Raw genomic sequence first — 8,721 nt, forward strand, 5'->3', positions numbered from 1 at the left:
AAAATTTTTAATTAAAAACCGCGCAAAAACGGCTATATTAATTTACACATTTCAACGCTAAAAATATTTATTTATAATTTTTTTTGGGCGTAATCTCCTCCCCCCCCGAAACTATATAAAAGTGTTCTATTTAATTTTACAACCCATTTCTTACGGCTGCTCTGATAGGAGTCAAAAGGTCCATCAGACCATTTAATTTGATCTCATAAACTGTTGAAAGCTGCATTCCCAATTTTCCCTTTGGCATTCCGTTTTTATTAAACCATTCCAGATAGCTGATGGGAAGATCTACCAGAACCGTTCCTTCATACTTACCGAAAGGCATTTTCATTACACAGATTTCTTTTAATATATCGGGATTTAGTCCTTCCACGTTTTTATCTTATTAAATTAATTTTTCTGTAATATCTTCCTGACCGGGTAATTCAAGATCAGGAGGGGTTTCTTCATCCGAAAATTCATTTCTGTACACCTGAACCAGAAGAAGAGTCAATGAGATCAGAATAGGGCCAAAAATAAGTCCCATAAAGCCAAACAGATTCATTCCCATAATGATTCCGAATACGGTATTCAGTGGGTGGATATTTTCCAGTTTCTTTAAAAGGGTAAAACGAAGAAGATTATCGGTAAGTCCTACTACTACAAGACAGTAGATTGCCAATCCTAACCCCTGACCTGTATTTCCTTCAGCGATCATAAAGATGCAAACCGGAACGTATACAATGGCTGTTCCTACCACAGGAATTACTGAAGCAGCTGCCGTCAAAGCAAAAAGAAGTATAGCTCCCGGAGCCCCAAATATCAGGTAACCGATAAGCGCTACAATCCCCTGTCCTACAGCTACCACTGGAATACCAATAGCATTAGCCATGATTAATTTTCTCATTTTATCGCCGATCAGGGAGATGTTTGCTCTCTTCAGCGGGGCGGAAGAAGTAAGAATCTTTTCAAAGAGCCTTGGTCTTTCCAGCATAAAATAGAGAATAAAATACATGGACATCACAACGGTAAGCGTATTAAATGTCCCACTGAGCGCTGATGTAGAAACTTTTCCTACATTATCTTTCAGTTTTGCCATATTCTCTTTGCTCAGAATATCAAATCCTGTTTTAGAGAAGATATAAGAATGGATTTTATCCAGGAAAACATTGAATTTGGCCATATAAGCCTGCGCGTTCCCCAGTTTATCAATAATCAGATCAGCAATAAAATAAATCGGAAGAATAAGAACAATAAGACTGGCAAACATCAATACAAACGCAGCCAGTGACGGTTTCCATTTCTTTTCTTCCTGCAGATAAAAATTATACTTTCTGCAGACTACATAAATGGTAATCGCTCCCAAAACTGAGGGAATAAACAATGCCAGATTAAAGCAGATCAATCCGGCCAATATCAGAATGATAGCCAGTAACGACACCTGCTTTATCGCAACACTGCTTATTTGTTTGTCCTTATTCATCATGTATTTTATATTTTATTTGCTGTACATAATTTGTCTTGGTTTTCCTAAGAAAGCACAATAAGTAGAATACATTACAACCATAATAAACGGAGCCGTTAAGATGATACCGATTCCACAAAGAATAATTCCCGCAGCAGAAATCAGACCTCCTAAAAGTCCGGTTAACAAGAAAGTTCCATAGTTTTCTTTAGCGATATTGAATGATTTCGATAAAGCCTCTGTTGCTGAAGCATTTTCAAATAGCAAAATAGGATATCCTATTAAAAGGAAAGGATATACAAAAATGATAGGTAAAACGCACAATACCAGAGCAATTGAGGAAATTATCCAGGCTAGAAGGCTATAAATCAGAATATTTACAAAGTTCTGACGGTATCCTATAAAAAGATCAGAAAATTCAATCGGGCTTTTGGTATTGTATTTATTGACCATATAGATCAATCCTACATATAATGGAGATAATAACAGGCCAAAAAGGCTGGACGCTCCCATATATAAAGGAAGCCCGGGAGCACTCCAATAATTTAAAGTACCTCCTGATTTCATTTCTTCAACCATAGAAGCAGAATCAAACCCCGTAAGCATCTGAATAACAGACCCTCCAATTAGATAAATAATCATAGCTACAATTCCGTAACCGAAAACGCCTTTGTACATTTCAAAAGCATGAGAAATAATTGATCCCGTATCTCTATTAGGTACAGAGCCTTGCTGATCAAATTCGTTAAATTCAGACATAGTTTAAATATTTAATGATTTTACCAAATTTACTTTTTTTTAGTAAAAAAACCCATTAAACACGAATGAATTTTAACTTTTCTCCGAAAAGACCGTTTTATACAATGAATAAATCATTGCATTCCAAAAAGGAAAAGTAAATAATCCTCCAACAAAAAACAGGGCAAAGCCTAAATACTTAAATATAAAAGCAACGATCACGCATACCGTTATTTCCAGAAAATACATTCTGAGCGCTTTAAAATTTAGAGAAATTGACTCAAAGATTCTTTTATTTGTAAAAAACATCAATGGAGCAACAAACACTGTTGCTATCACCCAAACGATTCCAAGAATAATAGTCTGGGCAGCATTGATATAAATGAAAAACCAGAAAATATAATATCCTATGTACTTAAAAAAGTTAAGTCCATTATATCCCACCAGCAAATCTCTCAGTTCCAGCTTTTCCTTAAGATCAATTTTTCTGTAAATCTGATAAAAACCGATATTGAGAGGATAAAGAAAAATCATAGTCCCCACAATCATCAGAGAAAAATTCTGAAATTCCGGAGTAGAAACCATTTTAGTATACTGTGTGGCATAGGCCTGCATCCCATCTTTAAGATACTTGCTAGTTTCCATGTACTGGCTCAAAATATTATATTTCAGATCTGCGGCGAAAAATACCGTCAGGAAAATTCCAAAATAAAAAATGGAAAACATCAACTGAAAAACGAGTGTTTTATTCCAATAAAAAAATGCCTGCTTCAATATATAATCTAGTCCCGGTTTCTGAGGATATTTGTTCTGCATCATAAAAAATTTATGCAAAAGTAAACATCAATAAGTACTTTTGCAGAATGTTTTCAGTGAATCATCAAAAATTTATGGAAATGGACGAACTTTCTCTTCAGAAGGTTCCCTATTTTTTCGTCATCGACTTTCTCTCGGAGAATGTTGAAATCTATCAGGAACATGAAATTGAAAAAGAAGGCTTAATTATTGATTTTCAAGAGTTTTCAAACACAAAAGAGACACAGGAACTGGACAAAAAAGTAGTCTGGAAATCCTTTCCTGAAACATTGGAGAATTTTCAGGTTGGCTTTGAAAAGGTTCAGAAAAATATTCGTTTGGGGAATTCTTATTTAGTAAATTATACCAGAAAGACCAAGATAGAGACCAATTTAACCTTAGAAGAAATTTTTTACCACTCAAATGCGAAGTACAAAGTTTTTTATAAAGATTTTTTTGTATTTTTTTCTCCTGAAACTTTTGTAAAGATCATTGACGGAAAAATTTTCACCTATCCCATGAAAGGAACTATTGATGCCTCTATTGAAAATGCAGCAGAAATTCTGAAGAATGACCGAAAAGAGAAGGCAGAGCATTACACGGTTGTTGATCTTCTCCGGAATGATCTGAGTATGGTCGCTGATGATGTAAGAGTGGATCAGTTCCAGCATATTGACTTTATCAAAACCCAACAAAAGGATCTGTATGCCATGAGTTCTGAAATCTCAGGAATGATAAAACCTGAATATGAGGGAAAAGTAGGAAGTATTATGCAGAAACTTCTTCCTGCGGGATCTATTTTAGGAGCTCCCAAACCTAAAACACTGGAAATAATTCTGGATGCAGAAGGATATGACAGAGGATATTACACGGGAATTTGTGGCTGGTTTGACGGCCAAAATGTAGACAGCTGTGTAATGATACGCTTTATTGAAAAAGAAGAAGACCAACTGTATTTCAAAAGCGGAGGCGGTATAACGCACATGAGTAAATTAGAAGACGAGTATCAGGAAATGAAAAATAAAATCTATGTCCCAATTCATTGAAAGCATTAAAGTAGAAGATCAGGAGATTTTTCTATTAGACCTACATCAGAAACGTGTCAACCAGACATTTTCCCATTTCGGGAAGGAAGACTCTATTGATCTGGCCAAAATCTATAAAAATCTGCAGCATGATGAGGATGGTCTTTTCAAGTTAAGAATTGCTTATGACCTTGACAAAAAGATCAGAACACAGATGATTCCTTATGCGATTCCTGAAATACAGGATTTTCAGCTGGTAGAAAATAATAGCTTTGATTATTCATTCAAATTTGAAGACCGCAAGGAACTGGACAAAATGAAGATGAAATCTAAAGCTGAAGAAATTATCATCATTAAAAACAACCATATCACCGATACTTCTTTCTCCAATATTCTGTTTTTAAAAGGAAAAGACTGGTTCACTCCTTCTACCTTTTTGTTAAACGGTGTACAAAGGCAACATCTTTTAAAACATAAAAAGATCAAAGAAACGGAGATCACTTTACAGAATATAAAGCAATTCACCCATTTCCAGATCATTAATGCGTTGAATGATTTCGATGATATGTTTATCTATCCTATCGACAGAATTATCAATCTGCCGGGGAGTGAAGAATATCTGGATCTTTAAACCTATTTCATAAACTCAAAATACGACTTCAGTACATCTGCACTGTTCTTCCCGTGAGTATTTACTTCCAGGATTTTTGGCTGTGCATCAGGTTTAAAGAAATTCTCAAGAACTCTGTCCAGGGTAAGCTCATCCTCTACTCTGATATAGGAGAAGCCAAAATGCTTCGCCAGAGATTCGGCATTCTTGCGGTGTTTTGTGGCAATAAATTCATCTAATGTATTCGGGTTGGCATTTCCGGGTCCCGGAATAATTTTAAAGATATTTCCTTCACCGTTATTGAAGATCATAATTCTTACAAATGGTGGAATATATTGATTCCAAAGACCATTGATATCATAGAAGAAACTCAGGTCTCCCGTGATCAATAAGGTTGGATTTTCATTTTTAATGGCAAATCCCATGGCGGTAGAAGTAGATCCGTCAATACCACTTGTTCCTCTGTTGCAATAGATTTTTCTCTTTCCGAAATCAAACAGCTGAGCATATCGGATCCCTGAAGAGTTACTGAAATGAATATTATAATTTTCAGGAATTGTTTGTGATGCTTTATTGAAGAAATAAAAATCCGAAAAATCAATTGTATTTAAAAACTGTTCGTGTTTAGCATCTTTTTTATCCCTTAAAACATCCCAAAGATTAAAATAAGGTCTGGGTTCCAGGTTGATGAATTTCAACAATTTTGAGAAGAAAACTTCAGGTTTCACCTCTATCTTTTCTGTAAGTGAGAAATAAGTATCGGGCTGCCAGACTTCATCCAGATGCCAGTGCTGCTTTGGACGGGCACTTCTCAGGAATTGCTTTACTTTTTTGGAAACCACATTCTGTCCTACCGTAATCAACAGGTCAGGAGCGTAGGTTTTATAATCCGCTTCCGTAAAATTGAAAATATAACGGTCTATATGTTTGAAGAATTTCTCATGGTGTAAATTTGAATTGGCTTCACTCAATACAACGACAGAATGATTTTTCACGAGCTGAGTCAGCTGGTTTTCCAGTTCCGGGCTATAATCTCTTGTTCCCACCAGCAGCATAATTCTTTGTGAAGTATGCCATTCCGCAATCAGATTGGATGGAATTTCATACTCTTTATGTTTTATGGTTCTTTCCACAGTTGGGAAAGTGGGAAGTTCAGATACCAGCTCATATAAAGGTTCTTCCAATGGAATATTAATATGTACCGGACCCTGTTTTTCAAAACAAAGTTCAATAGCTTTTTTAATGATATCGAAATTAATATCTTCTGCATTCTCTTTGCTGTCTTCCAAAAGCTGAAAGTCACCATAGGAATGCTGATGAAAAACTTCCTTCTGTCTGATCGTCTGCCCATCAAATATATCCACAAAATCAGTTGGACGGTCTGCCGTTAGTACCAAAAGAGGTACATTCTGATAGAAAGCTTCGGTAATCGCAGGATAATAATTAACTACAGCTGATCCGCTTGTACAGGTAATGGCTGCAGGCTTTTTTTCACTTTTTGCCATTCCCATTGCCACGAAAGCAGCACTCCTTTCGTCTACAATACTATAACAGTTGAAACTATCTACCTCTGAAAAATGGATGGCCAAAGGAGCATTTCTTGACCCCGGAGAAATTACAATATCTGCAATTCCGTACTGCTGAAGAAGATGTGCAAGTATTTGGATACTTCTCTTAGAAGAATATTTTTTCATACAGCAAATTTAACTTATAAATAATGATTTTAAAATCATTTAATTTAAAAAAAATGTAATTTTGCTGTTCGTAAATTTCTAAAAATGGATAAAATACCTAGTGTAGACCTGCGTGATTTCCTTTCGGACAACCCGGAACGCAAACAGAAATTTGTAAATGAAATCGGAAAAGCTTATGAAGAAATTGGTTTTGTAGCCTTAAAAGGCCACTTTCTTGATGACAACCTAGTAGAAGATTTGTATGGTGAGGTAAAAAACTTTTTTGAACAGCCAGTGGAAACGAAACAAAAGTATGAGATTCCAGGAATTGGTGGCCAGAGAGGTTATGTAGGATTCGGTAAAGAAACTGCAAAAGGTTTCAAAAAAGGAGACTTAAAAGAATTTTGGCACTTTGGACAGTATTTGTCTGATGATTCAAAATACAGAACTGAGTATCCGGACAACGTAATCGTTGATGAACTTCCAAGATTCAACGAAGTGGGTAAAGAGGCATTCCAGATGCTTGAGAAAACCGGACAGTATGTTCTAAGAGCTTTAGCATTGCACCTTGGTTTAGATGAATTTTATTTTGATGACAAAATCGCGGAAGGAAATTCTATTTTAAGACCTATTCACTATCCGCCAATCACTGAAGAGCCGGATGATGCGGTGAGAGCAGCTGCTCATGGAGATATCAACCTAATTACCCTTTTAATGGGAGCACAGGGTAAAGGTCTTCAGGTTCAAAACCACAACGGAGAATGGATTGATGCCATTGCAGAACCGGATGAACTGATGATCAATGTTGGAGATATGCTTTCAAGACATACCAACAACAAATTGAAATCTACCATCCACAGAGTTGTAAACCCACCAAGAGAAATGTGGAGTACTTCAAGATACTCAATTCCTTTCTTTATGCATCCCATCAGTGCTATGTCTTTAAATGCACTTGAGAACTGTGTAGATGAAAACAATCCAAAATTATACGAAGATACTACTGCCGGAGAATTCCTGCATGAAAGATTGATCGAACTGGGATTGATTAAAAAATAAAAAGAAACGGCTGTATCAAATTGAGGCAGCCGTTTTATTTAACTTTTGTCTTATCCCGTTATACAATAAAATTCCGGACATGGAGTGGGCTGTGTAAAAGTACCCCACGGACAGATACAAGTATAAGAATCACCACCGCCGCCAGGATTTTCTCCACCTCCTGGGCCTCCGCCATAAGGAACACATTTTCCATTTGAACAGATTTCACCTGCAGAACATCCACCTTCTCCCGGTCCGCCTCCTTCAAAACAAAATGCTGGTGAATTTACTCCAGCAACAATACTTCTCTTGTCTTCTCTTGAAAGTTTTCTTAGATTTTTCATAGTTATTGATTTTTGGTATTTCCTACTCTATAAGCTTTTCGGATAACGCTAGCTTAAAAATAGTATTTATTTCATTAACAATCAAATATTTAAATCAAAACAAACAATTATATAGTTCTTAAAACTATTTATTAATTAAAATTTTTATTTTTAATATAAAAACATTATTCAATTAAAAATATTTTAACTATTTTTACTTTACCTACAAATTTTCAATTAAAACAGTATGAAAAATCTAAAAAAACTAAAAAAAGACCAATTAAAAAACATTTCAGGAGGTTCTAACCTTCCAGAAACAGATTTCTGTATGTACTATTGCAATGGAACCATTGTTTGTGCAACCTGCAGCGATGATTTCAAATGCCCGGACACTAACAATGATATGTAAGATTCAAATCAAAATGTCATCAATAAGAACCGTTTCTTTAGAGAAGCGGTTTTTTTATTTCTTTGACTTAAAATAAGGCAGATTCTGAAGGATTAAATCTCGTTTCTATAGCCACATAGCTTTTAACTACAATAAGCTGTTTATAGGCTTAAAAATACAGGCTGGGAATAATTCTGTTTCCGGATTATATAGAAGGGTGTTACAAGATTGCGGGTTTTAGAGTTACGTGTTAGGAAGGGACGGTCAATAGATATTTTCAACCTATAGAATTAATGATGTCACAATAGATGTTCATTTCTTTTGTTTCATTCCGTAGGAATAAAGGTTTATGTATGACAGGTTTAGGGGCTGTAAGATCACAGGATAATGTTTACGTATTTTAGCACTTAGTACAGTTAGTATTAGCCCTGTCATGCTGAGCGGAGTCGAAGCATTTAATTAGGAAGAATAGATCAGCAAAGATACTAAAGACGGCAATCTAGGAAGAAACATGAATGATGAATAATAATTGATGATTGCTTATTACGCGCATCTATTATCTATTATCTATTATCTATTTCTCATTACCCATAACCCTGAGCTGGGTATAAAGCAAAAAAAAATCCTTTATCGTTATGATAAAGGATTTTTAAAAATAAAATAAAAACTGGCGGCGGCCTACTCTCCCGC

The 8,721-nt window shown here is 35.5% G+C and carries 10 protein-coding genes; 4 read left to right on the plus strand and 6 right to left on the minus strand.

The genetic code is table 11. From position 1 onward, the window contains the following. Nucleotides 1–136 precede the first annotated feature (136 nt). The 4 genes from FB551_RS21940 to FB551_RS21955 all read right to left on the minus strand — a co-directional run bounded on the left by FB551_RS21940 (nt 137) and on the right by FB551_RS21955 (nt 3,001). Nucleotides 137–373, minus strand: coding sequence for a DUF3820 family protein (locus tag FB551_RS21940; RefSeq protein WP_082001918.1), 237 nt, complete (start codon nt 371–373; stop codon nt 137–139). 12 nt (nt 374–385) lie between these two features. Further along, complete coding sequence (locus tag FB551_RS21945; protein WP_142018934.1) at nt 386–1,465, minus strand: AI-2E family transporter; 1,080 nt, start codon at nt 1,463–1,465, stop codon at nt 386–388. A 12-nt stretch (nt 1,466–1,477) separates the two neighbouring features. Further along, nucleotides 1,478–2,203, minus strand: coding sequence for a beta-carotene 15,15'-monooxygenase (locus FB551_RS21950; protein ID WP_142018935.1), 726 nt, complete (start codon nt 2,201–2,203; stop codon nt 1,478–1,480). 72 nt (nt 2,204–2,275) lie between these two features. Further along, a complete protein-coding gene (locus FB551_RS21955; RefSeq protein ID WP_226798762.1) occupies nt 2,276–3,001 on the minus strand; it encodes a hypothetical protein in 726 nt (241 codons plus the stop codon). A 44-nt stretch (nt 3,002–3,045) separates the two neighbouring features. On the opposite strand from FB551_RS21955, the gene FB551_RS21960 reads away from it, so the two are divergent. Together FB551_RS21960 and FB551_RS21965 are read left to right on the plus strand one after the other, a co-directional pair. Next, entirely contained in the window at nt 3,046–4,023 is a 978-nt protein-coding gene (locus FB551_RS21960; RefSeq protein ID WP_142018936.1) for an aminodeoxychorismate synthase component I, read from the plus strand. After that, nucleotides 4,007–4,633: an aminotransferase class IV gene (locus tag FB551_RS21965; protein ID WP_047428690.1), complete on the plus strand. Its 627-nt coding sequence runs from the start codon at nt 4,007–4,009 to the stop codon at nt 4,631–4,633. Before FB551_RS21960 ends, FB551_RS21965 begins: the two co-directional genes overlap by 17 nt. 2 nt (nt 4,634–4,635) lie before the next feature. Here the strand turns inward: FB551_RS21965 and menD are convergent, their stop codons facing one another. Continuing rightward, nucleotides 4,636–6,306, minus strand: a complete 1,671-nt coding sequence (menD, locus tag FB551_RS21970; protein ID WP_047428688.1) for a 2-succinyl-5-enolpyruvyl-6-hydroxy-3-cyclohexene-1-carboxylic-acid synthase — start codon at nt 6,304–6,306, stop codon at nt 4,636–4,638. Between the two features lie 84 nt (nt 6,307–6,390). Here menD and FB551_RS21975 point away from each other — a divergent pair, with 84 nt between their 5' ends. Further along, nucleotides 6,391–7,341: an isopenicillin N synthase family dioxygenase gene (locus tag FB551_RS21975; RefSeq protein WP_047428685.1), complete on the plus strand. Its 951-nt coding sequence runs from the start codon at nt 6,391–6,393 to the stop codon at nt 7,339–7,341. Nucleotides 7,342–7,391: 50 nt separating this feature from the next. On the opposite strand, the gene FB551_RS21980 is transcribed toward FB551_RS21975, so the two are convergent. After that, on the minus strand, nt 7,392–7,664 hold the full coding sequence (locus FB551_RS21980; protein ID WP_047428684.1) for a hypothetical protein: 273 nt from the start codon (nt 7,662–7,664) through the stop codon (nt 7,392–7,394). A 226-nt stretch (nt 7,665–7,890) separates the two neighbouring features. Here FB551_RS21980 and FB551_RS23420 point away from each other — a divergent pair, with 226 nt between their 5' ends. Next, nucleotides 7,891–8,052, plus strand: coding sequence for a bacteriocin-like protein (locus FB551_RS23420; protein WP_167497909.1), 162 nt, complete (start codon nt 7,891–7,893; stop codon nt 8,050–8,052). The last annotated feature ends 669 nt before the right edge of the window (nt 8,053–8,721 follow it).

The sequence above is a fragment of the Chryseobacterium aquifrigidense genome, from assembly GCF_006716485.1.
Taxonomy (GTDB): Bacteria; Bacteroidota; Bacteroidia; order Flavobacteriales; family Weeksellaceae; genus Chryseobacterium; species Chryseobacterium vietnamense.